The organism is Bradyrhizobium sp. SZCCHNS1022 (assembly GCF_032484835.1).
In the GTDB taxonomy this organism is placed as follows: Bacteria; Pseudomonadota; Alphaproteobacteria; order Rhizobiales; family Xanthobacteraceae; genus Bradyrhizobium.
The window spans coordinates 499,966-525,836 of sequence record NZ_JAUETT010000001.1; the positions used below are offsets into that span (position 1 = coordinate 499,966).

Sequence of the window (25,871 nt, forward strand, 5' to 3'; positions counted from 1 at the left end):
AGCGGCGGCACGGTCTACTTCAATTGCACACTTCCACGCTGGCGTTGTGGCTCGGGCCGCCGCCGCCCTGATAGTCGAGATGGCAGCCGCGCTGGACCGGCCGGCACAGATAGGCATCGCAATAGATCTGGCCTGACGCGCGCCCCGGCTTCTCCGCCCGAAGCTGCGGCTTGGCAAAGCCCGACAGCGGCCGGCCGGCATCGACCTCGGGAAGCGTCAATCGCCGCTCCGACCGCAGCCGCTTGCGGGCCGGCTCGTCGTCGCGATCGTTGCGGCTCGCGACCGGCTTCTTGCTGCGCTTCTCGCATTCGTTGTCGTCGTTGAGGAACGAGCCGGCAGCACAGACGATCCTGTCGCAATGGTCGACGTCGACCTCGAAACCATGCGGGCAAGCCAGCGGACACACCCGCCCCTGCTTGCGCTTGATCACATCGAGCGCATCGCCGGAGACCGTCTGCGTATCGAGCTTGGTACCGGCATAGCGGTTGAATGCCGACAGCGACCGCCGCGAGGCCGAGCCCCAGTCCCCATTGGCATCCTCGTTCAGGCAGCCGACGCGGCGCAATTCGACCTGCACCGCTCTGGCGAGATCGGCCGGCGGTGCGGCCGGGGTCAGCGATGCCAGCCTCGGAGCTTTCTCCGGCTGGGTGGCCGCAGCCGCGGCGGGGACCGATGCCGCGGTCGTGGTCACCGCTATGAGCGAGGCTTGCTGCTGGTTCGACGGCTCGTCCTGCGGCCTGCCGTTCGCCTCCGCGGCCTGCTGCCGCGCGACCTCCGTGACCTTCTCGGCTGCAATCCGCGCCTGCTCGGCCGCCTTCGCCTCGGCCGCCGCCTTGGCTTCAGCCCTGGCCAGCACATCCTTGCCCGCGCCTTCGGCGACGAGACGCGCCCGCTCGACTTCGGCCGCCCGGGCCTGCTCGGCCAGTGCGACGTGGTTCTCCTCCGCCGTCAGCTTATCGAGCTGCAGCCTGGCGAGGCTCGCATAGAAGCCATCCGGATATTGCGCCAGAAAGGCGTTCCAGGCCGCCTCGTTGCCGACCTGCAGCGCGAGCTCATAGTCGCGGCGCATCCCCGATTGCGCATTCGGCGCGGCCGCCGCTTGCGGGACTCGGGCGGCAGCCGGCACCAGTGCGACATCCTCACCGCCGAGCGAGCCATAGACGAACGGCTCCTGGCGATTGCCGGTCGCCTTCAACACCTCGTCGCGCACGAAGCCGAAGGCCTTGCGGATATCGAGCCCCGGCGTGCCGATACGCCGCGACAGCGCCAGCGTGAACGGACTGTTCCTGCCGTCGCCGTCCTGCGCCGTCGATCCTGCCTTCGCCGAATAGGCGACCAGGGTGTTTGGGCTGGTCGGCTCGATCCTGGCAAGGCCGCGACCGATGCCGCGCACGGCAACCGTGCGCTCCATGGTCCTCGCGAACGGATTGTCACGACAGGCATCGAGAATGACCAGGCGCAGTTTCTTGGCCGGCTCGACGGCGACCAGAATGCGGTCCAGCGACAGCGTCTCGTCATAAACGTCGGTGTCGCGTTCAAGCCGCGCATCGACCGGAATCAGGTAATTGGCGCCTTCGACCTCCATGCCGTGGCCGGCGTAATACACCACGGCGATGTCGGCATCCCGCGCGGCATCGGCGAAATCGCGCAGCGCCCGCCGCGTCTCCCCTGCCGACAGGTCGCGCCGGAAGTCGACCACGTCGAAACCGGCCGCCTTGAAGGTCTTGGACATGACGGCGCCGTCATTCACGGGGTTCGCCAGCGGCGGAACATTCCGATACGCCGAGTTGGCGATGACCAATGCCACCCGCTTCTCGGCAAAGGCCGGCTGGCATGCAAGCAGCAACACCGCTGCAATCAGCAAGCGGGGGATTTGAAAGGATCGCGACCGGAACATGACTGAGAGCCCATGATGCTGGGAGACTTGCAGAAGCCGACTACCAGAGCTGGGAACGGCTGGGCTGTGATTGCGGTCACACACCTCGCTCCCAGGCCAAACCGCATCCTTGTTCGTCGCCGCTGATGTGGCCTTGGTTCGTCTTGCCAATCACGTTATTGCGTTGAAAATAAGCTGATCGTTCCGCAGCGAGGAGAGAGCCGTGAACCCTGACCGATCCAGTGTCGAAGCCGTGGTCCAAGGCTATTTCGACGCGCTCTATGCGGGCGACGCCGACAAGCTCGGCGCGATTTTCCATCCCACCGCCGATCTGCGCTGCGTGGAGAATGGCGAGCTGAAGATCCTGACCATGGCCGACTGGCTGGCCTGGGTCCGCAAACGGCCTTCGGCGCAGGCCGAAGGCAAGCCGCGGGACGATTTCATCGTCACCATCGACCGCTCGGATGACAACACTGCCTTCATCAAGGTCCGCTGCCAGCTCCCGCCGCGCTATTTCACCGATTATCTGGTGGCGATGAAGCTGAAGGATGGCTGGCAGATCGTCTCCAAATCCTATCGCTACGATCTGCGGGACTGAGCGTCGGCACCGACGCGCAGATCGCATGGAAGATCATTTTCAGCTGTTTTTGATCCTGCTCGCCGTGCTGGCCGGAACCGCACTGCTCGCGCGCCGTGCGAGTATTGCGCCGGCCATCCTGCTGATGCTGGCCGGCATCGCGCTGGCCTTCGTGCCGACCATGCCGGCGTTCGCGCTGCCGCCGGAGCTGGTGCTACTGGTGGTGCTGCCGCCTCTGATCTACTCGGCCAGCGTCGCCATGAGCTGGCGCGAGTTCAAGCTGAGCCTGCGCCCGATCGTGCTGCTCGCGGTCGGCTGCGTGATCTTCACCGCCTGCGCGGTCGCAGCCGCAACCCACGTCCTGATCGGCCTGCCCTGGAGCGTCGGCTTCCTGTTAGGGGCCATCGTCGCGCCACCCGACGTGGTGGCGCCGCTCGCCATTGCCCGCCGGCTGCATCTGCCGCGGCGGATCCTGGTGGTGCTGGAGGGCGAAGGGCTGGCCAACGACGCCACCGCGCTGATCCTCTATCGCTTCGCGGTGGCCGTGATCACCACCGGCACGTTCTCGCTGCCGGTCGCCGCCGGCGAGTTCGCCCTCATCGTGGTGGGCGAGATCGCCTTCGGCATCGGCGTCGGCTGGCTGATGCTGCGCGCCCGCTATTATAGCCGTGACCCGCAGATCGAGATCACGCTGTCCCTGCTCACGCCCTATCTCGCCTATTGGATCCCCGAACATGTCGGCGGCTCCGGCGTGATCGCGACCGTCGCCTGCGGCCTTTATATGAGCTGGAACGGGCCGCTCCTGATCCCCTCGGCGACCCGGCTGCAGGGCGTCTTCTTCTGGGACCTCGTGATCTACCTGATCGAGGGCATGCTGTTTCTGCTCACCGGCTTCCAGATGCGGCTGCTCTACGAGAGGTCTAAGGCCTTTCCGCTGCATGACATCCTTCTGGTGACGGCGCTGGTGGTCGGCATCGTCATCCTGGCGCGGTTCGCCTGGATCTTCCCCGCGACCTATCTGCCGCGCTGGTTTTCGAAAAGCCTGCGCCAACGCGACCCCTCGCCGCCCTGGCAGTGGGTGTTCATCCTCGGCTTCACCGGGGTACGCGGCACGGTCTCGCTGGCGGCGGCGCTGGCGCTGCCGCTGACGCTCTCGACCGACGACGCCTTCCCGTTTCGCGACCTCATCCTGTTCGTTTCCTTCGGCGTGATCTTCTTCACCCTGGTCGGCCTCGGGCTCACGCTGCCGCGCGTCGTTCACTGGCTCGGCGTGACCCGTGCCGGCCGCGCCGAGCATGTCGCCGAGCACGAGCAGGAGATCGCCGCACGCCGCGAAGCGCTCGAGACCGCGCTGCACTCGCTGGAGACGATGACCAATGATCGCGAACTGTCCGACGAGGTGGTGCGGCTGCTGCGCGCGCGCCATGAGGTCCGCGTCAACCAGCTGCCGCAATCGCTCGATCCCGATCAGCAGGACTCCTCCGCGCTCGGCATCGAGCTGACCCGCGAATTGATCGCCGTAGAGCGTCAATTCATCCATGTCCTGCTGCGCGACGGCAGGATCACCGACGAAACCCGGCGCCGGATCGAGCGCGACCTCGACCTCGAGGAGGCGAGCCTCGCCAACCGCGAATATGGCGAGCTGCCGCTGTGAAGAAAAAGGCAGCTCGCCTTTGCTAGCTCAGCCTGCCGCACCATGGTCCTCCAGGACCGGGCCGAACAGCTCCCAGCGCTCGCCGTCGAAACGCATCATCTGCAGCTGCTTGTTGACGCGATAGTCGGTCGGCGACGTGTTGATCTCCATGCCCGGCAACGCGAGATCGCCGGTGACGTGCTTGAGCGAAGCGGCCTGCTTCATCACGTTCTCGCGGGTCAGATTGTCGCCGCACATCTTCAGCACCGTGGTCAGGAGCTCCGCGGTCGAGTAGCCATAGATATTGAAATTCGAGTTCTTGTCGCCTTCCGGATAGTACTTCGCCATGAACGAGAAATAGCGCTTCATGCCGGGATCGTCCTTCCAGGTCGGGTCCAGCGGGTCCAGCGGGTCCTTGCCGTAGTTGACCGAGATGACGCCCTTGGACGCCTCCAGGCCCGCCGGCTTCATCACGGCGCCGACCGAGGTAGCGTTGATATCCACGATGTGAGTCGGTTTCCAGTCGAGCTCGGCGATCTTCTTGATCGCCTGCGCCGCCTGCTTCGGCGTCGCCGCCGAGAACACGAGATCGGCGCCGGCCGACTTGATCTTCAGGATCTGCGAATCGATGGTCGGATCGGAGACCTCGTAGGACGCCTCGGCGACGATCATGCTCGACGCTTTGTCGCCCAGCCCGGCCTTGAGGCCGTTCAGATAGTCCTTGCCGAGATCGTCGTTCTGATAGAGCACGCCGATCTTGGCGTTCGGATGTTCCTTGAGAATGTACTGGCCGTAGATGCGCCCCTCGGTGAAGTAGTTGGGGTTGAAACCCATGGTCCAGGGGAAGTTCTTCGGATCGGTAAACCTCGTCGCGCCAGTGGCCGCGAACAGCTGCGGCACCTTTTTGGCGTTGAGATATTTCTGCACGGCGGCGTTCGACGGCGTGCCGATGATCTGGAAGGTCAGCAGCACCTCGTCGTCCTCGACCAGCTTGCGGACCTGCTCGACCGCCTTCGGCGGCGAATAGGCGTCGTCATACTGGACCAGCTTGATCTTGCGGCCGTTGATGCCGCCCTGTTCGTTGATCATGTTGAAATAAGCGGCCTGGGTCTTGCCGATCGAGGCATAGGCCGAGGCAGGGCCCGAGAACGGCACGGTCTGGCCGACCTTGATCTCGGTGTCGGACGCGCCGGGATCGTATTTCTTCTGGGCGTAGGCGGATGTGACCGAAAGCGTGGCCGCAAGCGCGGCGGCCCCGGCAAGACGGACGATGCCAGATCGCATCGTGCCATGTGTCGTCATACCATATCTCATGGGCAATGTTCCTCCTGGATGTTTTGCGCGATGGTCTGATTGTTTTGGACGCCATCGCTGCCAGGATTGTGGAGGAAGCCAAGGCGCCATGCAAGACGAGGCGGCCGGCCCGCGGATGCGGATTTCGGGTCGACGCCTACGCTCGGAGCGGCCATAGAGCTTCGGAATCGATCAACCGAGAGCGGTGAAACGGACATGCCCGAACGCATTAGTCCGGCGCAAAAGCCGGCCACGGTGTTCCGCCTCGACCGACTGGCGACGCCGATCGGTATAGCGCTGCTGGTCACCGATGACGACGGCGTGCTGCGCGCCCTCGACTGGGACGATCATGCACCGCGCATGATGGATCTGCTTCGGCGGCATTATGGCGTGGTGATGCTGAACGAGCGGCAGGCGCCTGCCGCGATCAAGGCGGCCCTGACGGCCTATTTCAATGGCGATCTCGATCGGCTGGCCGAGGTGGCATGGCGGGTGGCCGGAACGGAGTTTCAGCGCAAGGTCTGGTCGGCATTGCCGGGCATTCCAGCGGGCCAAACCATGAGCTATGGCGCGCTGGCGGCCCGATTGCAGGCGCCCAAGGCGACGCGCGCGGTCGGCCACGCCAATGGCGCCAATCCGATCAGCGTCGTGCTGCCCTGTCACCGCCTGATCGGCGCGAACGGCGCGCTGGTGAAATATGGCGGCGGCTTGACGCGCAAGCGCTGGCTGCTGCGCCATGAGGGCGTGGAGGTTTAGCCTCCTCTGCCAATCGACACATGACAAACAAACAGCGTCATTGCGAGGAGCGAAGCGACGAAGCAATCCAGACTTCCGGCGCCGCCCTGGATTGCTTCCGCCGTCGCCCTTCGGGCTATGGCGGACAAGTCGCTGCGCTCGCAATGACGAGCGGATAAAATCGAGACGTGCGCTTCAAGCCGCCGGCTGCGCGGCGCTTACGTCGCTCGACAGCAGATGCAGGAGCGCGCTCTTGATCGCGGCCTGCCGGGTCGGCGCGGTGATCTGGGCGCCCAACAGGTCCGTGACATAGAACACGTCGCGGGCGCGCTCGCCGAAGGTCGCGACGTGAGCGGAGGTGATGTTGAGGTTGAGCTTGGAGATCGCGGTGGTCAGCTCGTACAGCAGTCCGGGACGATCGAGACCGGAGACCTCGATCACGGTGTAGAGCTCCGACCACTGATTGTTGATGGTCACCTCCGGCTCGACCGAGAATGCCTTGTGCTGCTTGCCGCGGGTCGCGCGCCGCGCCACCGCTTCCGGCAGCTTCAGCTTGCCTTCCAGCACCTGCTCGATCATCTCGCCGATCCGCGTGGCGCGCCTCGCCTCGTCCTCGTCGCGCTCATATTCCCGGGAGATCGCGATGGTGTCGAGCGCGCGCCCGTCGGTCGTGGTGTAGATCTGCGCGTCGACGATGTTCGCGCCGGCCGAGGCACAGGCGCCAGCGATGATCGACAGCAGCCAGGGATGGTCCATCGCGAAGATCGTCAGTTCCGTGACGCCGCGCGCCGGATCGAAGCCGACATTGATCGCAAGCTTGTGGCCGGCCTCTTCGCTCGCGCGCACGAAGCGGGCGTGGCGGATCTTGCGCGGCAGCTCGACCTTGAGCCAGTAGGCCGGATAGTGGCGGGCGATATAGCCGTTGAGCTCGGCCTCCGGCCAGTCGGTGAAGCCGGCGCGGAATTCGGCTTGCGCCGCGGCGATCCGCTTGGCGCGGTTCACCTCCGAGAAGCCGCCGGTCAGCACCGGCTCGGTCTCGTAATAGAGCGTGCGCAGGAGCTGCGCCTTCCAGCCGTTCCAGACGCCCGGACCGACGCCGCGGATGTCGGCGGTGGTCAGGATGGTCAGGAGCTTCATCTGCTCGACCGACTGCACCACGGCGGCGAAGTTCTCGATGGTGCGGCGGTCCGAGAGGTCGCGCGACTGCGCGACCGTGGACATCGTCAGGTGCTCCTCGATCAGCCACGCCACGAGCTCGGTATCGGCATTGCTGAAGCCGAGCCGCGGGCACAGCCGCCGCGCGACCTTGGCGCCGGCGATCGAGTGATCCTCGGGCCGGCCCTTGGCGATGTCGTGCAGCAGCACGGCGATGTAGAGCACCGACCGGTGCTCGGGCCGGATCTTGCGCATGAGATCGGAGGCGAGCGCGAACTCGTCGCTGCCGCCGCGCTCGATCTCCTGCAGGAAGCCGATACAGCGGATCAGGTGCTCGTCGACCGTGTAGTGATGATACATGTTGAACTGCATCATCGAGACGATCCGGCCGAAAGAGCGGATGAAGTGGCCGAGCACGCCGGTCTCGTTCATCCGCCGCAGCACCACTTCGGCGTCGTTGGAAGTCAGGATCTCCATGAATAGCCGGTTGGCTTCCGGATTTTCGCGCTGGCCTGTGTCGATCAGGCTGAGCGAGCGCGTCACCGCGCGCATCGCATCCGGATGGAAGGCAAGGTTGTTCTTCTGCGCGAGACGGAAGATGCGGATCAGGTTGACCGGATCGTGCTTGAAAACATCGGGAGCGGCGAGATTGATGCGGTTGTTGTCGACGATGAAATCGTCGCTCTCCGGCACGCGCCGCCAGGTCGAGCCGGTCGTCAGCCGCGAGATCACCCGGCTCAACACCGGTGCCGGCTTGGCCTGCTGATCCTCCAGCTTGGCGCACAGGATCGCGGTGAGATTGCCGACCTCCTTGGCCACCAGGAAGTAGTGCTTCATGAAGCGCTCGACGTCCTGCATGCCGGGATGGCTGGTGTAGCCGAGCCGCACGGCGATCTCGCGCTGCAGGTCGAAGGAGAGCCGCTCCTCGGCCCGGCCGCTCAGGAAATGCAGGTTGCAGCGGACCGACCACAGGAAGTCGGCGCAGCGGCGGAAGGTGCGGAATTCGTGCGCGTCGAACACGCCGCGCTCCAGCAGCTCGCCGGTCTCGCGCACCCGGTAGACATATTTGGCGATCCAGAACAGCGTGTGCAGGTCGCGCAAGGCGCCCTTGCCGTCCTTGACGTTGGGCTCGACCAGGTAGCGCGACTGGCCGGCGCGGCGATGACGTTCCTCGCGCTCGGCCAGTTTTGCGGTGACGAATTCGGCCGCGGTGCCCTGCACGACCTCCTTGTCGAAGCGCTCGACGAGTTCGTCATAGAGCGGACGGTCGCCGGCGAGATAACGCGTCTCCAGGATCGCGGTGCGGATGGTCATGTCGCCACGCGCCTGGCGGATCGATTCGTCGACCGAGCGCGTCGCATGGCCGACCTTCAACCCCATGTCCCAGAGGCAATAGAGGATGGCTTCGGCGACCTGCTCGCCCCAGGCGGTCTGCTTGTAGGGAAGGATAAACAGCAGGTCGATGTCCGACTCCGGCGCCATCAGGCCGCGGCCATAGCCGCCGGTCGCCACCACGGCCATGCGCTCGGCGCCGCTCGGCACGTCCGAACGGTAGAGGTGCCCGGTGGCGGCGGCATAGAGGATGCGGATGATCTCGTCCTGCACGAAGCAGAGCCGCTCGGCGCAGCGCCGGCCATGACGATCCTTCAACAGCTGCGCCTGGGCGGCCGCACGCGCCTTGACCAGCTCGGCCTTGAGGAGCTGCGCCACCGCCGAGCGGAACATATCCTCGCGGCCGGAATGCTGCGCGGCGAGCGCCTCGACCGCCGCAGCGATGGTGGCGCTATCGAAATCCGGATCGGCCTTGAGTTTGTGATCTGTCGCGATGCTGTCCATGAACCATCCGGATATCGAACACAGCCTGTGCTGTCACGACACATTCTATGCAACAAACGATCCATGCTGTCGCGCGCCATCGGCGCATGATGTTCGTGCTGGGAATAGCTCCGCTGGGGAAAGGTAATTCTCGTTGACGCGCCATCTAACTAATTGAAATAAGAGAGTATTTTAATGAGCAGGGAGGAACGGGGATGGACGGAATATCGAGGCGGGCTTTCGCCGCCATGGCAGCGGTGTTCTTGTGCGGCGGCATCGCCTCGGCGGCCGAGCCGCTCAAGGAAATCCGGATCGACTGGGCAACCTACAATCCGGTGTCGCTGGTCCTGAAGCAGAAGGGCCTGCTCGAAAAGGAGTTCGCCAAGGACGGCATCGGCATCGTCTGGGTGCAATCGGCGGGCTCGAACAAGGCGCTCGAGTTCCTCAATGCCGGCTCGCTCGATTTCGGCTCGACCGCGGGCTCGGCCGCGCTGGTCGCCAGGATCAACGGCAACCCCATCAAGTCGATCTATGTCTATTCGCGCCCCGAGTGGACCGCGCTGGTCACGACCAAGGACTCCAAGATCGCCAGCATTGCGGATCTGAAGGGCAAGCGTGTCGCTGTGACGCGCGGCACCGATCCGCACATCTTCCTGGTGCGCGCGCTGCTCGGCGCGGGACTGTCCGAGAAAGACATCACGCCCGTTCTGCTGCAGCACGCCGACGGCAAGACGGCACTGCTCCGTGGCGACGTCGATGCCTGGGCCGGGCTCGATCCGATGATGGCGCAGGCCGAGGTCGAAGACGGCGCCAGGCTGTTCTACCGCAACGCGGGCGCCAACACCTGGGGCATCCTCAATGTGCGCGAGCAGTTCCTGAAGGATTATCCCGACATCGTCCGCCGCGTACTCGCCACCTATGAAGAGGCGCGCAAGGATGCGCTCGGCAACTATGACGATCTGAAGAAGACCTTCATCGCCGTCACCAGGCTGCCGGAACCGGTGGTCGACAAACAGCTCAAGGAGCGCACCGAACTGACCCATAGCCGCATCGGCGCACCCCAGCGCGAGTCGATCCTGGCCGCGGGCCAGGCGCTGCAACAGGCCGGCGTGATCGATGCCAAGGTGGATGTGAAGGCATCGCTGGATGCGCTGATCGACGATCAGGTGCCGCTGCCGACCAACTGAGACAACAAAATCGGTGTCGTCCCGGACAAGCCCGACAACGCGCCAGCGTTGGCGGGCGCCGATCCGGGACCCATACTCCCGAATGCTTGTTGCGAGGCACGCCGGAGCGACATCTCGTCTCGCAACAAACGCCGCGGCGTATGGGTCCCGACTCAAGGCCGGGACGACACCGAGTTTGTAGCGCGGCCATCATTTTGTAATTTGCTTGAGGCCCTTCTTACGGATGTCCATGACCGCCGAATTGCAGGCCGCCGCGCCAATCGAACAAGCAATGCCCACGCAAGCCGCGCCGCGGCTCTCGCGTCTCGCGCGGCCGCTGCAAGGCCTCCTGCTCCCAGTCGCGCTCGCCGCCGGCTGGGAGCTCATCGTTTGGCTCGGCTGGTCCACCGGACGGCTGGTGCCGCCGCCGTCCCGCATCATCACCACGCTCATCGAGCTTGCACGTTCTGGCGAGCTGATGCGCCACATCACGGCCACCCTCGCGCGCGTCGGGCTCGGCTTCGGCCTCGGCGTCGCCGCCGGCACGGTGATGGGAGGCATCTGCGGCTATTGGGGATTGGCGCGGCGGCTGATCGATCCCACCGTTCAGGCATTGCGCGCGATCCCGTCGATCGCCTGGGTGCCGCTGTTCATCCTCTGGCTCGGCATTTTCGAGACCTCGAAAGTGGCGCTGATCGCGGTCGGCGTCTTCTTCCCGGTCTATCTCGGCCTGATGGGCGCGATCCTCTCGGTCGATCGCAAGATCGTCGAGGTCGGCCGCATCTTCCGCCTGTCGGGCCTCTCGATGATCCGCCGCGTCTTGCTGCCAGCCGTGCTGCCCGCCTATGTCGTGGCGCTGCGGGTCGGACTGGGGCTGGGCTGGATGTTCGTGGTCGCCGCCGAGTTCATGGGCGCCTCCGAGGGGCTCGGCTATCTCCTGATCGACGGCCAGCAGCTCGGCAAGCCCGCGCAGATCGTGGCTGCGATCGTCATCTTCGCCATCATCGGCAAGACTACCGACTGGCTGCTCGAGCTGGCGACCGCGCCGCTGTTGCACTGGCAGGACAATTTCGCGCGTCATGGCGGAGCAAACTGATGCTGTCGCTGCAATCCCTCGGCAAGGTCTATCCGAACGGCGTCCACGCGCTGGAGCGATTCTCGGCCGAGATCAATCTCGGCGAGATCGTCGCCATTATCGGCGGCTCCGGCTGCGGCAAGTCCACGCTGCTCCGCGCCATCGCCGGCCTCGATCCGGCCAGCCGCGGCACGGTCACGCTCGATGGCGAGGCGATCGCCGCGCCGCACCCCAAGATCGGCATCGTCTTTCAGGAGCCGCGGCTGCTGCCGTGGCTGTCCGTCGCCGACAATATCGGCTTCGGCCTGTCCGAGCTGCCGCCTGCCGCGCGCCGCGAGCGCGTGGCGCGGGCGCTCGCGCGGGTCGGCCTTGCCGACAAGGCCAGAGCGTGGCCGCGCGAACTCTCCGGCGGCCAGGCCCAGCGGGCGGCGATTGCGCGGGCGCTGGTGCCGCAGCCCGAAGTGCTGCTGCTCGACGAGCCGTTCTCCGCGCTCGACGCCTTCACCCGCAAGGACCTGCAGGATCACCTGCTCGACCTGTGGGCGGATACGCGCCCGACTCTCGTGCTGGTCACCCACGACGTCGAAGAGGCGGTGGTGCTGGCGGACCGCGTGCTGGTGATGCGGCCGCATCCGGGACGGCTGTTCGAGGAGATCACGATCAATCTGTCGCGACCGCGCGACCGCAATGCGCCGCTGTTCGACCAGTTCAAGCGCCATGTGCTGGCGAGCCTCGACCGCTCGCTCGATCGAACGATGCCCGACCGGCAGAACAGCCGTGACGCCAGCGCGGCGATGTGGTGGTGACATCGGCGGCCGGTCCCGGTACACCTCAACCGTAAGAAATCCGGGAGAGAGCGACGATGGATGCTGCCGAGCTGCGCGCGCTGCAGGCGCCGATCAAGGAACGCTACAAGTCGGATCCCGCCGCTGCCATCATCACGCTGAAGGCCAAGGGCTCGGTCGGCGACGAGGGGTTGACCTGCAAGGTCGAGACCGGACGTGCATTGGCGGTGGCCGGCCTGCATCCGGGAACGGGCGGCTCCGGGCTCGAGCTCTGCTCCGGCGACATGCTGCTGGAGGCGCTGGTCGCCTGCGCCGGCGTGACGCTGAAATCGGTCGCCACCGCGATCGAGGTGCCGCTCAAGAGCGGACAGGTGATCGCCGAGGGCGATCTCGATTTCCGCGGCACGCTGGGCGTCGACAAGGAGGCGCCGGTCGGCTTCCAGGAGATTCGCCTGCGCTTCGAGGTCGATACCGATGCGCCGCAAGACAAGCTCGATCTGCTGCTCAAGCTGACCGAACGCTATTGCGTGGTCTATCAGACCATCAAGAACGGACCGAAAGTCTCGGTGAGCCTGAAGCGGGTGTGATCTCGCTTTGCCATGCCGCGGATGATTGCAGCGGGCAATGCTCGCTCGGTCTGCGCCTCCCCCGCCTGCGGGGGAGGTCGCCTTGCATCGAAGATGCGAGGCGGGTGGGGGAAGTCTCTCCACACGGCGCGAATGTTTCGGCTCGGGCCATCCCCCACCCCAGCCCTCCCCCGCAAGCGGGGGAGGGAGACTACTGCCCGCACCGAATGAGCTGATGTCCCCCGACCTTTCCTTCATCCTCCTCCTCGGCCTGCGCATGGTCATTGCGGCCGCCTTCGTGGTGACGGCCTCGATGATCGCGGAGCGCACCGGGCCCGTGATCGGCGCGCTGGTGGCGACCTTGCCGATCTCGGCCGGCCCCACCTACGTCTTCCTCGCGCTCGATCATGACGCCGCCTTCATCGCGCAAGGCGCGCTCACCAGCCTGCCGGTCAATGCCGCCACCATCTTTCTCAGCCTGATCTACGCGGTGCTGGCCCAGCGCCGCGGTGTGGTCATCAGCACGGCTTGCGCGGTGGCGGTCTGGCTCTTCCTCGCAGCGCTGGTCCGCAGCGTGCAGTGGTCGCTGCTCGGCGGCCTGATCGCAAACGCCGTGACGTTCGCGATCTGCCTGCCGCTGCTTGAGCGCTACCGTCACGCCAAGATGCCGCTGATCACCCGCCGCTGGTACGACGTGCCGCTGCGCGCCTCGCTGGTCGCCGCGCTTGTCGCTACGGTTACATCGGTCTCGGGCTGGGCTGGTCCAAGTGTGTCAGGCATCCTCGCGCTGTTTCCGATCGTCTTCACCTCGATGATGCTGATCCTGCAGCCGCGCATCGGCGGCCCCGCGACTGCGGCCGTGATTGCCAACGGCGCCTACGGCCTGATCGGCTTCGGCATCGCGGTCGCGGTGCTGCATCTGGGCGTCCTGCATCTCGGCGCGCCGGCCGGCCTGAGCCTCGCGCTCGCGACCTGCGTGGGATGGAATCTCGGCCTGTGGTGGATCGGGCGGCGAAGGGCTTCTCCGCTGTCATTGCGAGCGAAGCGAAGCAATCCAGGAGCCGATCGGGGATAGTCCGTTACTGGATTGCTTCGGCGCAAATGCGCCTCGCAATGACGGCGTCGGTTCGTAGGGTGGGCAAAGCGAAGCGTGCCCACCGACGCGCATCCTGCGATGGAGGTGGTGGGCACGACGCTTCGCGCCTTTGCCCACCCTACGGCACTGTGGTGTGTGGGAGAAAGAAAGTCTCTCCGCCGTCATTGCGAGCGAAGCGAAGCAATCCAGAGGCCAATCGGGGATAGTCCGTTGCTGGATTGCTTCGGCGCAAATGCGCCTCGCAATGACAGTGACTACGATTTTCCGAGCTTCGCCTTCAGCGCGTAGAGCGCGTCCATGGCCTCGCGCGGCGTCATCTCGTCCGGATTCAGCGCCTTCACCGCGCCGATCAGCTCTTCCGCCTCCTTCGACATCGCAGGCTCCACGGCCGCGCGCGACGGCACCGCGAACAGCGGCAGGTCATCGACCAGAGCACGCGCACTCTGGCCGCGGTCTTGCGCCTCTAACTTCGCCAACACGGATTTGGCGCGGTTGATCACCGCTGGCGGAAGGCCGGCGAGCTTGGCCACTTGGATGCCGTAGGAGCGGTCGGCCGAGCCCGGCAGCACCTCGTGCAGGAACACCACGTTGCCCTGCCATTCCTTGACCCGCACCGTGGCGTTGAACAGCCGCGGCAGCTTGGCGGAGAGCGCCGTCAGCTCGTGGTAATGCGTGGCGAACAGCGTGCGGCAGCGATTGGTCTCGTGCAGATGTTCGATCGCGGCCCAGGCGATCGAGAGTCCGTCGAAGGTCGCGGTGCCGCGTCCGATCTCATCCAAAATCACCAGCGCCCGCTCGCCGGCCTGGTTGAGGATGACGGCGGTCTCCACCATCTCGACCATGAAGGTGGACCGCCCGCGCGCCAGATCATCGGCGGCGCCGACCCGCGAGAACAGCCGGTCGACGATGCCGATGCGGGCGCGCGAGGCCGGCACGAACGAACCGATCTGCGCCAGCAGCGCGATCAGCGCATTCTGGCGCAGGAAGGTGGATTTGCCGGCCATGTTCGGACCGGTGAGCAGCCAGAGCTGACCGCTGTGATGGCCCGGCGTCGGCGACAGGTCGCAGGAATTGGCGATGAAGGGCTGGCCGTCGCGCTTCAATGCCTGCTCGACCACCGGATGCCGGCCGCCTTCGATGGCAAAGCCGAGCGAACCATCGACGTCGGGCCGCACATAATTGTCATCGACCGCGAGCTTGGCCAGCGACGTCGCGACGTCGAGCATGGCAAAGCCGTGCGCGGCGGCGCGCAGATCGTCGCCGGCGGCGAGCGCGACAGCACAGAGCCGGTCGAAGATCTCAAGCTCGAGGTTGAGCGCGCGCTCACCGGCATTGGCGATCTTGGCTTCGATCTCGCCGAGCTCCGAGGTCGTGAAGCGCACTTGGCCCGCCAATGTCTGGCGATGAATGAAGGTCGCGTTCAACGGCGCGGCCATCAGCTTGTCACCATGCTGGGCGGTGACCTCGACGAAATAGCCGAGCACGTTGTTGTGCCGGATCTTCAAAGCCTTCACGCCGGTCTGGTCGGCATAGCGCGCCTGCATCGAGGCGACGACGAGCCGCGAGGCGTCGCGCAGATTGCGCGCTTCGTCGAGCGCCGGCTCGTAGGCGGCGCGGACGAAGCCGCCATCGCGCTTGATCAGCGGCAGCTGCTCATCGAGCGCGCGGGCAAATTCGGCCGCCAGCTCACGCGACGGCCGGCCGAGCGCCGCCATCACCGAAGCGATCTCCTGCGGAGGCTGGTCGAGTTCGGACAGGCGCGCCAGGGCCTGATCCGCGGCGAGAATGCCATCGCGGATCGCAGCGAGGTCGCGCGGGCCGCCGCGGCCGACCGAGAGCCGCGCCAGCGCGCGCGACATGTCGGGGGCGCCGCGCAGGATGCTCCTGATGTCCTCGCGGGCGGGGCTGTCGGCCACGAACGCCGCGACCGCATCGAGGCGCCGCGCGATCTGCCGATCATCGGTCAGCGGCGCCGCCAGCCGCTGCGCCAACAGTCGCGAGCCGGCCGAGGTGACGGTGCAGTCGATCGCGTCGAGCAGCGAGCCGCGGCGTTCGCCGCCGAGCGTGCGCGTCAATTCCAGATTGGCGCGGGTGGCCGGATCGATCGCCATCGTGCTGCCGGTCGCCTCGCGCGAGGGCGGCGACAGCGGCGGACGCTTGCCCACCTGGGTGCGATCGACATAGGTGACAGCAGCGGCCGCTGCGGTCGCTTCCAGCCGCGACAGCGCGGCGAGCCCGTCCATGGTGGCGACGGCGAAGTAATCGCACAGCCGCCGCTCCGCGGTGGCGCCGTCGAACACGTCGCGCGTCAATGGCGTGACCGCGGCGAGTTCGCGCAGGATCGGCTCGAATGCATGGTCCGAATAGAGCGCATCGCTGACGATCACCTCGTTCGGATTGATGCGGGCGAGCGTCGCAGCGAGTTCGGCGAACGCGCATTCGGCGACCACGAATTCGGAGGTCGAGATGTCGATCCAGGCGAGCCCGAGGCGATCGCCGCTGGAGGAGCCGCGGGCGCGTGCAATCGCGAGCAGGTAGTTGTTGGCACGTGCATCGAGCAGGTTGTCTTCGGTCAACGTGCCCGGCGTCACGACGCGAACCACGCCGCGCTTGACCACGCTCTTGTTGCCGCGGGCGCGCGCCGCCGCCGGATCTTCCATCTGCTCGCAGACTGCGACCCGGATGCCTTGCGCGATCAGCCGGTGCAGATAATCTTCCGAGCGTTCGACCGGCACGCCGCACATCGGGATGTCGACGCCCTGGTGCTTGCCGCGCTTGGTCAGGACGATGCCGAGCGCCTTCGAGGCGACTTCGGCGTCCTCGAAGAACAGTTCGTAGAAATCGCCCATCCGGTAGAACAGCAAGAGTCCCGGATGGGCCGCCTTGATCTCCAGATATTGCTCCATCATCGGCGTGAGCTTGGCCGGCGCATCTTGCGCGGGCGTCGTGTCGGGCATGTCAGGCGCGGAGATGGGCTGCTGGATCGTCATGGCGCGGAAATTACCCAAATTGCCGGCACGCTCCTACCGCTTTGCGGCCGCTGTCCCGGTTTTCCACGCCCGGTGCAAGCTGAACTCTGCCTCTCCCGCTTGCGGGGGAGGTCGCATCGCATCGAAGATGCGATGCGGGTGGGCGAAGTGCTTCCGTTTGCACCTGCCGTGGGGTTTGCCCCCACCCCAACCCTCCCCCGCAAGCGGGGGAGGGGCGCACCGATCACGACGAGAGAGCGACCATACTTCAGTCTCCCGCATACCACCCCGCGTCGCCGTCATTTGACCTGCCTGCGGCGCACTCCTAAAACCGCCATCAACATCCGATCAGAACATCCGAAAATCCAGGGAGAGAGCGATGCGAGACGTCTATATTTGCGATGCGGTGCGGACGCCGATCGGCCGCTTCGGCGGATCGCTCGCCAAGGTGCGCACCGACGATCTCGCCGCCACGCCGATCAAGGCGCTGATCGCGAAACATCCGAATCTCGACTGGTCCGCGGTCGATGAAGTGTTCTTCGGCTGCGCCAACCAGGCCGGCGAGGACAACCGCAACGTGGCGCGCATGGCGCTGCTGCTTGCAGGCCTGCCCGATTCAGTTCCGGGCCAGACGCTCAACCGGCTCTGCGCCTCGGGGCTCGACGCGGTCGGTGCCGCGGGCCGCGCGATCCGCGCCGGCGAGATCGATCTTGCCATTGCCGGCGGCGTTGAATCGATGACGCGCGCCCCCTTCGTGATGGGCAAGGCGGCGGAAGCCTTCTCGCGCTCGGCCGAGATCTTCGACACCACCATCGGCTGGCGCTTCATCAATCCGCTGATGAAGCAGCAATATGGCGTCGATTCGATGCCCGAGACCGGCGAGAATGTCGCCGAGGAATTCCAGGTCTCGCGCGCCGACCAGGATGCGTTCGCGATCCGCTCACAGCAGCGCGCCGGCAAGGCGATCGCCGCGGGTTACTTCGCGGAAGAGATCACGCCGGTCACGGTGCCCGGCGGCAAGGCCGGCCCCGTCATCGTCGACAAGGATGAGCATCCGCGTCCCGAAACCACGCTCGAGGGCCTCGCCAAGCTGAGGCCGATCGTGCGCAATCCCGGCACGGTGACGGCAGGCAATGCCTCCGGCGTCAACGACGGCGCCGCCGCGATGATCCTCGCTTCCGAGGCTGCCGTAAAGAAGCACGGCCTGACGCCGCGGGCGAAAGTGCTGGGGCTGGCGTCGGCCGCGGTGCCGCCGCGCATCATGGGCATCGGACCGGTGCCGGCCACGCGCAAGTTGATGGAGCGGCTCGGTCTCAAGATCACCGATTTCGACCTGATCGAATTGAACGAGGCCTTCGCGAGCCAGGGCATCGCCTGCCTGCGCCAGCTCGGCGTCGCCGACGATGCCGATTTCGTCAATCCGCATGGCGGCGCGATCGCGCTGGGGCATCCGCTCGGCATGAGCGGCGCGCGGCTCGCGCTCACCGCCGCACACGGCCTGGAAAAGCGCGGCGGCAAGCGCGCGCTCGCCACCATGTGCGTCGGCGTCGGCCAGGGCGTGGCGCTGGCGATCGAGAAGCTGAATTGAGGACGCGTCCTGCGCTTCGTCATTCCGGGGCAGCCCGCAGGGCTGAACCCGGAATCTGGAGATGAGTCCAACAACATCGAGATTCCGGGCTCGACGCTGACGCGTCGCCCCGGAATGACGGAGGGACAGCCATGACCATCTCCCGCGAGCAGGACGTCACGCCGGCGGTGCTGGCCGTGATGGAGCGAACGACAAATCCGCGGCTGCGCGAGATCATGCTATCGCTGATCACGCACCTGCATGGATTCATTCGCGACGTTCGGTTGACCGAGGCAGAATTCCGCGAGGCCGCCGCCATCATCGCCGAGCTCGGCCAGCGCACCAACGACACCCACAACGAGGTGGTGCTGATGGCCGGCTCGCTCGGCGTCTCCTCGCTGGTGTGCCTTTTGAACAATGGCGACAACGGCAACACCGAGACCTCGCAGTCCCTGCTCGGCCCGTTCTGGCGCTTGAATTCACCCCGCGTCGAGAACGGCGGTTCGATCGTGCGCTCGGAAACGCCCGGCCCGTCACTGTTCGTCAGGGGCCGCGTGGTTGATCCGGACGGCGCGCCGGTAGCAGGCGCCGAAGTCGATGTCTGGCACGCCTCGCCGGTCGGCCTCTATGAGAACCAGGATCCCGAGCAGGCCGACATGAACCTGCGCGGCAAGTTCACCACCGATGCCGACGGCCGCTTCTGGTTTCGCTCGGTGATGATGGTGGGCTATCCGATCCCGACGGACGGCGTGGTCGGCCGCCTGCTCGCGGCACAGGGGCGCCATCCCTATCGTCCCGCGCATCTGCATGCGCTGATCGTCAAGCAGGGCTTCAAGGTCCTGATCTCGCAGGTCTACGACCCCAGCGATCCGCATATCGACAGCGACGTCCAGTTCGGCGTGACGAAAGCGCTGCTCGGCGATTTCATCCGCCACGACGAGCCGCACCCGACCGCGCGCGATGTGGTCGCGCCCTGGTATTCGCTCGATCACCTCTATCGGATGGAAGCCGGCGAGACGGCGCTGCCGCGCGCACCGATCAAGTAATTGCCGGAGAAGCCCGCCGGACTGGGGGCGGCGCTGGAGGAACCGCCGCCCCCATCCGGCACATCATGGCGGGGCGTCCATGAGATGTTGCCTCCGCGCGCAACTCATACGCGGAGCCGCCGGCTTGGTCTTGCATAGCCCGAAACGTGACGATGTTTGGTCGAAAAGCCATCACGTTTCAGTCACCTTTTCGCTACCGCCGGGCAGCTCCTATTCCATCACCGCATGATCCGCCGGCGCGGCCTGGGCGCGCAGCGCCGTCCGGGTCGAGCCGATCATGATCGCGAGCGGGATCGAGGCCAGGATGAACACCATCACCAGCTGGTAGTCATGCGAGAAGGCGAGGATCTGCGCCTGCACGGTGACCATCGCGTCCGCCATCGCCCGGCCGGCATCGGTCGAAAGATCGATCATTCTGGAGACGTTCGGCATCTGCAGGGCCTGGTTGAACGGGTTGATGTGCTCGACGAGGATCGCGTGATTGCGGCGGGTGCCTTCCGTGAGCTGGGCGATCGCGATCGAGATGCCGATCGAGCTCGCGACGTTGCGCACCAGCGTCAGCATCGAGGTGCCGTCGGTGCGCAATTGCCCCGGCAGGGTCATGAACGCCACCGTCGACAGCGGCACGAAGACCAGCCCGAAGCCGAAGCCCTGCATGATGCTGATGGTGATGATCTCGGGAACGCCGGTCTGGTCGGTCCACGCCGTCATCTGGAACAGCGACAGCGCGGTGAGCCCAAGCCCCACCACGATGAGGGTGCGCGCCTCGATGTAGCGGAGCAGCCGGCCCACGATCATCATGGCGACGAAGGTGCCGCAGCCGCGGCTTGCAAGCAGCACGCCGGCAGTGATGATGGGATAGCCGATCACGTTCTGCAGGTACGGCGATGACAGCGCCATGGTGGAGAACAGCACCAGCCCCATCACGGTCATGAACACGCAGCCGCCGACGAAATTCTTGTCCTTGAACAGAGCGAACTGGATGAACGGCCGCCTCGTGGTCAGCGAATGCGCCAGGAAGTAATAGAAGCCGATGGCGGCGACGATGAACTCGGCGATGATCTCGTTCGATTCGAGCCAGCCTTGATCCTCGCCGCGGTCGAGCGCGATCTGCAGCGAGCCGATGCCGACCGCGAGCGCAAAGAAGCCGAACCAGTCGAAGGTCAGCTCGGTATTCGGCCGGGTCTCGTCCATGAACGCCATCAGCCCGAGCACGGTGACGAGGCCGAACGGCAGGTTGACGAAGAACACCCAGTGCCAGGAATAGGTCTCGGTCAGCCAGGCGCCGAGCGAGGGGCCCATGATCGGGCCCATCATGACGCCCATGCCCCAGATCGACATCGCCTTCGCCCGCTCGTGCAGCGCGTAGGAATCGAGCAGCACGGCCTGCGACAGCGGCACCAGCGAGGCGCCGAACACGCCCTGCAGCAGGCGGAACAGCACCATCTGGTTGATGTCCTGCGCCAGCCCGCACAGCACGGACGCGACGGTGAAGCCGGCCGAGCAGACAATGAAGGTGCGCTTGCGGCCGAAACGGTTGGCGATCCAGCCGACCGGCGCGGTCATGATCGCCGCCGCCACGATGTAGGAGGTCAGCACCCAGTTGATCTGGTCCTGCGAGGCCGACAGCGTGCCTTGCATATAGGGCAGCGCCACGTTGGCGATCGTGGTGTCGAGCGCCTGCATGATCGTCGCCGTCATGGCGCAGATCGTCACCATGTTGCGGCGGAAGCCGGGGACCGCGGAGGGTGAAGGCGCAGGCGCGTTCATCGCCTACTCCTCCTGCTCCGAGGCATGCGCCGTGCCGAACAGCGCCGCCAGCGAACGCTGATGGCCGGTATCGATCGAGACGTTGACGCTCATGCCGGCCTTCAGCTTCGCGACATACTTGTCGTTCTTGCCGAAGTAGATCCGCACGGGCACGCGCTGCACGACCTTGACGAAATTGCCGGTCGCGTTCTGCGGCGGCAGGATCGCGAATTGCGCCCCGGTGCCGGGCGACAGCGAGCCGATATAGCCCTTGAAGGCGTGGTTCGGGAAGGCATCGACGTCGAGCTCGACCGGCTGGCCGACCGCGACATGGGTGAAATCGCTTTCCTTCGGATTGGCATCGACCCAGGGATTGGCGACATCGATCACCGAGAACACCGGCGTGCCGGCGGGCAGGAAGCGGCCGAGTTGGATCTGGTCGACCTGGGTCGCGATGCCGTCGATCGGCGCCCGCATCACGGTGTGGTCGAGATTGCGCTGGGCGATGCCGAGTGCGGCCTCGGCCTGATAGTAGGGCGGAAATTCCGCGATCGGGAGATCGACATTGCCCAGTAGCTGGGTCTTGGCGCTGGACATTTGCTGCAGGACGAAGGCGTATTCCGCCCGTGCCGTGACCAGGGCCGACGATGCATTGTCGAGATCGAGCTGCGAGCCGAAGCTGCTCCTGGCCAGGGTCGATTTGCGATCGACATCCTTCTGCTTCAGATCAATGGTCTGCTGCATCAGGTCGGCCATCTGCTGATAGATCTTGATGTTGGCGACCAGGTTGTCGTGCGTGGTGCGAGCCTGCTCCAAGGCGGCCTTGGCCTGGTCGACCGCGAGCCGATAGGGCTCGGGGTCCATCTCGAACAGCTCGTCGCCCTTTTTGACCTGCTGCCCTTCCTTGACGACGATCTTGACGATCTTGCCGGAGATGTCGGGCGTGATCAGCACCTTCTGCGCGCCGACATAGGCGTCGTCGGTGGTGACGTAACGGCCGCCTTGCAGGTAGAGGGCAACGCCGCCGATCGCGGCGAGGATCGGCAACACCACGAGCAGCACTGTGCGGCGATAACGCCTGACCAGGCCGCCTTTCGGCGCCGCCGCGGCGGCGGCCGTGCGGTCGGGGCTGGCCTTCTGTTCGGCGGCAATTTTCAAGGCGGGTTCAGCCATAATGCTGCTCCTTTCGCTGCTCGTCGCACAGCGACTGCAGGGCGTTTCTCACATTTTCTTTGATGGCTTCGAGTTGGGTCATCAGCCGTTGCGCATCGGCCGGGCCGAAGCCCGCCAGGGCCGTCGCGGTCAGTTCCGCTTTGAGCTCGGCGAGCTCGGCCAGCAATGGGCGAGCCGCCTTCTTCAGATAGAGCCGGTTGACGCGGCGGTCGCTGTCGTCGCCGCGGCGTTCGATCAAACCGGCATCGGCCAGCTTGTCGATCAGCCGCGTCAGCGTGATCGGCTGCATCTCCATCTGCTCGGCCAGTTCCGACTGCTTCATGCCCTCGTTGCGCTCGACCCTGGCCAGCACCGCCCATTGCGCGCGGGTCATGCCGAAACGCGCCGCCTCCTTGTCGGCATAGACGCGCACCAGGCGCTGCAGCTCGCCCAGGGTAAACAGGAAGTTCACGTCCACGGGATCGCGGGCCATATCCGTCCAATCGGGAACTTTGGGAATGAAGCCAAGCTTGGCTCCAATAAGCTTCGAATATTATAAGCAAGCTTATGAATTTTCCATGGCCAAGTTGCGCAAGCTCATGCGAATGGCTTGCATGGCTCGTCTGCGGCGAGCTTTGTCCGCCGCGGCCGGAAGATGCTAGATTGACGCCGATGACGCTCGCCAAACCCACCTTCCCCGCGCCCGACCATGATCACGGCCGCTGTGCCGCGGATGCGCTCGATCATGCCGAGCGCGTCTGCGCGCAGCGTAGCCAGAAATTCACCCCGCTCCGCCGCCAGGTGCTGCAGGCGCTGCTCGCAAGCCATCGGCCGCTCGGGGCTTACGAGATCATCGAGGAACTCGCCAAGGCGGCGGCCCGTCCGGCACCGATCACGATCTATCGGGCGCTCGAGTTCCTGATGGCCAACGGGCTCGTGCACCGGATCGAAAGCCGCAATGCCTATCTCGCTTGCGCGCAGGATCACGACAACGCCGCGCTGGTCGCCTTCCTGATCTGCGAGCACTGCGGCGCGGTCGGCGAGGTCCCGGCGGCGCCGATCGCCGAGAGCCTGAAGACTGCCGCCTCAGCCTCCGGCTTCGCGCCAAAGCTCTCGGTCGTGGAGATCACCGGCATCTGCGCGCATTGCCAGCAGGTGGCGTGACGTGGATAGCGGCCGGACCAACGAGAAGACCAAGAACAAGAAGAAGAACGTCTAAGCGGGAGCAAAATGTCCTCGAAGCAACTTTCGTCGGCGGCCCGGCCACTGGGTCCGGGTGCCATTGCCGTCATCGTCGTGCTCTGCCTGTCCTGGGCCTTCAATCAGATCGCGGTGAAGCTGGCGCTGCCGGAGATTCCGCCGATGCTGCAGGCGACCTTGCGCTCGGCCGGCGCCTTGCCGGTGCTGCTGCTGTTTGCATGGGTGCGCGGGGTCAGGATGTTCGAGCGCGACGGCACGCTGATCGCAGGTCTCGTCGCCGGCACCATGTTCGGCATCGAGTTCGTCCTGATCTATGGCGGCCTGCTGCTGACCTCGGCCTCGCGCGCGGTGGTGTTCCTCTACACCGCGCCCTTCTTCGTCGCGCTCGGCTCCTACCGCTTCCTCGGTGAACGCCTCGGCACGACCCAATGGATGGGCCTTGCGCTCAGCTTCGCCGGGGTGGCGCTGGCGATCGGCATTCCGCAGGCCAATGTCGACCGCAGCGTGCTGCTCGGCGATCTCATGGTGGTGGGCGGCGGGCTCTTGTGGGGCGCGACTACCGTGCTGGCCAAGGGCACCAGGCTGCGCTTGGCCCCGCCCGAGAAGGCGCTGGCATACCAGGTGACGATGTCGATCCCGATCCTGGGAGCGGCGGCTCTACTCTCGGGCGAGCGGATGGCGCAGGTTCCTAGCGCCTTCGTGCTGTCCTTGATGGCCTACCAGTCGATCTGGGTGGTCGGAACCACCTTCACCCTGTGGTTTGCGCTGGTGAAGACCTATTCCGCCAGCAAATTGTCGGCATTTACCTTCATCACCCCTTTATTCGGGGTCGTCGCCAGCTATTTCATCCTGCATGACGCCCTGACGCTGGCTTTTGGCGCCGCCGCCCTGCTTGTGATTGCAGGGCTTTTTCTGGTCAACCGGCCCAATCGCGTCGCTGCGGCGCCGACTGATCCATTGCTGAATGTCACCAAAACCTGATATCCGAGGCCTCATGAACAAGCCCGAAATTCTGCCTCAGAACGACATCGCCGGCCCCGCTCCCCGGCACCAGACCACCCAAGTCATGGTCGGCAACGTCGCCGTCGGCGGCGGCGCGCCGATCGTGGTGCAGTCGATGACCAACACCGACACTGCCGATGTCGAGAGCACGGTGGCCCAGGTCGCAGCGCTGGCGCGCGCCGGGTCCGAGATGGTCCGCATCACCGTGGACCGCGAGGAGGCCGCCGCCGCCGTCCCGCACATCCGCGAGGCCCTGGACAAGCGCGGCATCACCACGCCCTTGATCGGCGACTTCCATTACATCGGCCACAAACTGCTGACCGAATATCCGGCCTGCGCCGAAGCGCTGGCCAAATACCGCATCAATCCCGGCAATGTCGGCTTCAAGGACAAGCGCGACACCCAGTTCTCCTCGATCATCGAGATCGCCAACAAGAACGACAAGCCGGTCCGCATCGGCGCCAATTGGGGCTCGCTCGACCAGGAGCTGCTCTCCAAGCTGATGGACGAGAATGCGGCGTCCGCCGCCCCGCGCGACACCCGCGCGGTGACGCGCGAGGCCATGGTGCAGTCGGCCTTGCTCTCCGCCGCGCGGGCGCAGGAGCTCGGCATGCCGAAGAACCGCATCATCCTGTCGGCCAAGGTCTCGGCCGTGCAGGACCTGATCGCGGTCTACCAGGATCTCGCCGCGCGTTCGGATTACGCCATCCATCTCGGCCTCACCGAGGCCGGCATGGGCTCCAAGGGCATCGTCGCCTCCTCGGCCGCGCTCGGCATCCTCCTGCAGCAGGGCATCGGCGACACCATCCGCATCTCGCTGACGCCGGAGCCCGGCGGCGACCGCACCCTCGAAGTGCAGGTCGCGCAGGAGCTGCTGCAGACCATGGGCTTCCGCACCTTCGTGCCGCTGGTGGCGGCCTGCCCCGGCTGCGGCCGCACCACCTCGACCGTGTTCCAGGAGCTGGCGCGCTCGATCCAGGATTTCATCCGCGACGAGATGCCGGCCTGGAAGAGCAAATATCCCGGCGTGGAAGAACTCAACGTCGCGGTGATGGGCTGCATCGTCAACGGCCCCGGCGAATCCAAGCACGCCAATATCGGCATCTCGCTGCCCGGCACCGGCGAAGCGCCGGCCGCTCCGGTGTTCGTCGACGGCAAGAAATTCCGCACCTTGCGCGGCCCGACCATCGCCGCCGACTTCAAGGCCCTGGTGATCGACTATATCGACCAGCGCTACGGCAACGGCGCCAAGCAGCCGGAGACGGTGACGGCGGCGGAGTAGCCGCTCCAATATCGGTAGCGTCGCTCAAATATCGGTGTCGTCCCCGCGAACGCGGGGACCCAGACTCCGCAGCCGTCGTGATCGGCCGGTCTGCCATTCCATCTCGCGCAACCAGAACCTGCGGTGGCTATG

The 25,871-nt window shown here is 65.8% G+C and carries 20 protein-coding genes; 13 read left to right on the forward strand and 7 right to left on the reverse strand.

Annotated elements, in window-relative coordinates; genetic code table 11:
• Positions 1–19: 19 nt before the first annotated feature.
• On the reverse strand, positions 20–1,897 hold the full coding sequence (locus QX071_RS02235; RefSeq protein WP_315702483.1) for a caspase domain-containing protein: 1,878 nt from the start codon (positions 1,895–1,897) through the stop codon (positions 20–22).
• A 202-nt stretch (positions 1,898–2,099) separates the two neighbouring features.
• Here QX071_RS02235 and QX071_RS02240 point away from each other — a divergent pair, with 202 nt between their 5' ends.
• Both QX071_RS02240 and QX071_RS02245 read left to right on the forward strand, forming a co-directional pair.
• The gene (locus tag QX071_RS02240) at positions 2,100–2,474 is read left to right on the forward strand and encodes a nuclear transport factor 2 family protein (RefSeq protein WP_315702482.1); all 375 of its coding nucleotides are present in this window, start codon (positions 2,100–2,102) and stop codon (positions 2,472–2,474) included.
• 25 nt (positions 2,475–2,499) lie between these two features.
• The gene (locus QX071_RS02245; RefSeq protein ID WP_315702481.1) at positions 2,500–4,107 is read left to right on the forward strand and encodes a Na+/H+ antiporter; all 1,608 of its coding nucleotides are present in this window, start codon (positions 2,500–2,502) and stop codon (positions 4,105–4,107) included.
• 27 nt (positions 4,108–4,134) lie between these two features.
• Here QX071_RS02245 and QX071_RS02250 read toward each other — a convergent pair whose 3' ends face one another.
• On the reverse strand, positions 4,135–5,370 hold the full coding sequence (locus QX071_RS02250) for an ABC transporter substrate-binding protein (protein WP_316171795.1): 1,236 nt from the start codon (positions 5,368–5,370) through the stop codon (positions 4,135–4,137).
• A gap of 225 nt (positions 5,371–5,595) precedes the next feature.
• Here QX071_RS02250 and QX071_RS02255 point away from each other — a divergent pair, with 225 nt between their 5' ends.
• Positions 5,596–6,135, forward strand: a complete 540-nt coding sequence (locus QX071_RS02255; protein WP_315702480.1) for a methylated-DNA--[protein]-cysteine S-methyltransferase — start codon at positions 5,596–5,598, stop codon at positions 6,133–6,135.
• A 174-nt stretch (positions 6,136–6,309) separates the two neighbouring features.
• On the opposite strand, the gene QX071_RS02260 is transcribed toward QX071_RS02255, so the two are convergent.
• Positions 6,310–9,105 (reverse strand): [protein-PII] uridylyltransferase, encoded by a 2,796-nt coding sequence (locus QX071_RS02260; protein ID WP_315702479.1) that lies wholly within the window; start codon positions 9,103–9,105, stop codon positions 6,310–6,312.
• A 194-nt stretch (positions 9,106–9,299) separates the two neighbouring features.
• Between QX071_RS02260 and QX071_RS02265 the strand changes: the two genes are divergently transcribed.
• The 5 genes from QX071_RS02265 to QX071_RS02285 all read left to right on the forward strand — a co-directional run bounded on the left by QX071_RS02265 (position 9,300) and on the right by QX071_RS02285 (position 13,751).
• On the forward strand, positions 9,300–10,271 hold the full coding sequence (locus tag QX071_RS02265) for an aliphatic sulfonate ABC transporter substrate-binding protein (protein WP_315702478.1): 972 nt from the start codon (positions 9,300–9,302) through the stop codon (positions 10,269–10,271).
• 223 nt (positions 10,272–10,494) lie between these two features.
• Positions 10,495–11,346, forward strand: a complete 852-nt coding sequence (locus tag QX071_RS02270) for an ABC transporter permease (protein WP_315702477.1) — start codon at positions 10,495–10,497, stop codon at positions 11,344–11,346.
• Positions 11,346–12,131 carry an ABC transporter ATP-binding protein gene (locus tag QX071_RS02275; RefSeq protein WP_315702476.1) on the forward strand — a complete coding sequence of 262 codons (786 nt, stop codon included), beginning with the start codon at positions 11,346–11,348 and terminating at the stop codon, positions 12,129–12,131. Before QX071_RS02270 ends, QX071_RS02275 begins: the two co-directional genes overlap by 1 nt.
• A 56-nt stretch (positions 12,132–12,187) precedes the next feature.
• The gene (locus tag QX071_RS02280; RefSeq protein ID WP_315702475.1) at positions 12,188–12,697 is read left to right on the forward strand and encodes an OsmC family protein; all 510 of its coding nucleotides are present in this window, start codon (positions 12,188–12,190) and stop codon (positions 12,695–12,697) included.
• 214 nt (positions 12,698–12,911) lie between these two features.
• Complete coding sequence (locus QX071_RS02285) at positions 12,912–13,751, forward strand: hypothetical protein (protein ID WP_315702474.1); 840 nt, start codon at positions 12,912–12,914, stop codon at positions 13,749–13,751.
• 275 nt (positions 13,752–14,026) lie between these two features.
• Here QX071_RS02285 and mutS read toward each other — a convergent pair whose 3' ends face one another.
• Positions 14,027–16,762, reverse strand: a complete 2,736-nt coding sequence (gene mutS, locus QX071_RS02290) for a DNA mismatch repair protein MutS (RefSeq protein ID WP_315702473.1) — start codon at positions 16,760–16,762, stop codon at positions 14,027–14,029.
• 358 nt (positions 16,763–17,120) lie between these two features.
• Here mutS and pcaF point away from each other — a divergent pair, with 358 nt between their 5' ends.
• Positions 17,121–18,329, forward strand: a complete 1,209-nt coding sequence (gene pcaF / locus QX071_RS02295) for a 3-oxoadipyl-CoA thiolase (RefSeq protein ID WP_315702472.1) — start codon at positions 17,121–17,123, stop codon at positions 18,327–18,329.
• A 131-nt stretch (positions 18,330–18,460) separates the two neighbouring features.
• The gene (locus QX071_RS02300) at positions 18,461–19,354 is read left to right on the forward strand and encodes a dioxygenase (protein WP_315702471.1); all 894 of its coding nucleotides are present in this window, start codon (positions 18,461–18,463) and stop codon (positions 19,352–19,354) included.
• A gap of 210 nt (positions 19,355–19,564) precedes the next feature.
• Here the strand turns inward: QX071_RS02300 and QX071_RS02305 are convergent, their stop codons facing one another.
• From QX071_RS02305 to QX071_RS02315, 3 genes are read right to left on the reverse strand one after another with little or no spacing between them, the layout of a single operon-like run.
• Entirely contained in the window at positions 19,565–21,124 is a 1,560-nt protein-coding gene (locus QX071_RS02305; RefSeq protein WP_315702470.1) for a DHA2 family efflux MFS transporter permease subunit, read from the reverse strand.
• A gap of 3 nt (positions 21,125–21,127) precedes the next feature.
• Positions 21,128–22,276, reverse strand: a complete 1,149-nt coding sequence (locus QX071_RS02310) for an HlyD family secretion protein (protein WP_315702469.1) — start codon at positions 22,274–22,276, stop codon at positions 21,128–21,130.
• Positions 22,269–22,748: a MarR family transcriptional regulator gene (locus QX071_RS02315; RefSeq protein ID WP_315702468.1), complete on the reverse strand. Its 480-nt coding sequence runs from the start codon at positions 22,746–22,748 to the stop codon at positions 22,269–22,271. The genes QX071_RS02310 and QX071_RS02315 overlap by 8 nt, the downstream gene beginning before the upstream one ends.
• A 179-nt stretch (positions 22,749–22,927) precedes the next feature.
• Between QX071_RS02315 and QX071_RS02320 the strand changes: the two genes are divergently transcribed.
• The 3 genes from QX071_RS02320 to ispG all read left to right on the forward strand — a co-directional run bounded on the left by QX071_RS02320 (position 22,928) and on the right by ispG (position 25,739).
• Complete coding sequence (locus tag QX071_RS02320) at positions 22,928–23,419, forward strand: Fur family transcriptional regulator (RefSeq protein ID WP_315702467.1); 492 nt, start codon at positions 22,928–22,930, stop codon at positions 23,417–23,419.
• A gap of 66 nt (positions 23,420–23,485) precedes the next feature.
• A complete protein-coding gene (locus QX071_RS02325; RefSeq protein WP_315702466.1) occupies positions 23,486–24,436 on the forward strand; it encodes a DMT family transporter in 951 nt (316 codons plus the stop codon).
• Positions 24,437–24,449: 13 nt separating this feature from the next.
• Positions 24,450–25,739: a flavodoxin-dependent (E)-4-hydroxy-3-methylbut-2-enyl-diphosphate synthase gene (gene ispG / locus QX071_RS02330; protein ID WP_315702465.1), complete on the forward strand. Its 1,290-nt coding sequence runs from the start codon at positions 24,450–24,452 to the stop codon at positions 25,737–25,739.
• Positions 25,740–25,871 lie beyond the last annotated feature (132 nt).